The sequence below is a fragment of the Vibrio sp. 2132-1 genome (genome assembly GCF_033344315.1).
The window spans coordinates 1-780 of sequence record NZ_JAWPON010000232.1 but is presented as its reverse complement, the minus strand read 5'-3'; the positions used below and the strand labels follow the sequence as shown (position 1 = coordinate 780).

At 42.8% G+C, this 780-nt stretch carries 1 protein-coding gene and 1 pseudogene; both read left to right on the top strand.

Annotation, left to right across the window (positions count from 1 at the left end; all coding sequences use genetic code 11):
- Positions 1-119: pseudogene (locus R8N47_RS24620) on the top strand (short-chain dehydrogenase); the annotation flags it as partial.
- Between the two features lie 11 nt (positions 120-130).
- The coding region (locus tag R8N47_RS24615; protein ID WP_318186025.1) for an NAD(P)/FAD-dependent oxidoreductase at positions 131-780 on the top strand (650 nt) is incomplete at its 3' end.

Here is a 780-nt window from a genome sequence, read left to right as displayed (position 1 = left end):
AGCTGGCGGCGGATAAAAGCCACATTTATTTTCCGGCGAGATTTACAGGCATTCTCCGCTTTATCTCGTTGCTTCCATACAGCTGGCAAGCAAGGCTGACAGCTAAACTCGTATCTTAAAAGGAAGAAGCATGAAAATCGCTATTGTAGGCACTGGAATTTCTGGACTGACATGTGGGTACTATCTGCACCAACAACACGATATCACTTTGTTCGAAGCCAACGATTATATTGGTGGCCATACGGCGACGGTTGATGTACGTGTCGGGAATGAGGATTATGCGATTGATACAGGGTTCATTGTATACAACGACCGTACATATCCAAATTTTATCAAAATGATGAATGAAATTGGCGTGGAAGGTATTCCGACGCAAATGAGTTTCAGCGTGAGAAACGATGGCAATGGTTTGGAATATAATGGCCACACATTAACAACATTGTTCGCACAAAAGCGAAATTGGCTTAATCCAAAATTCTATCGCTTTATTCTTGAGATTTTACGCTTCAATAAACTAGCAAAAGCGTCTGCTACTGAGCAAATATCGAGTTCTCAAACGCTGGGTGCATTTTTGGATGAGCACCAGTTTAGTGATTTCTTTTCTGACAACTATATTCTGCCAATGGGCGCGGCGATTTGGTCATCTTCCCTCGCTGACATGCGTGCATTTCCATTGATGTTCTTCTTACGCTTTTTCCTCAATCACGGTTTGTTAGACGTGACGAATCGTCCGCAATGGTACGTTATCAAGGGTGGTTCACGTGCTTATATTCCACCTTT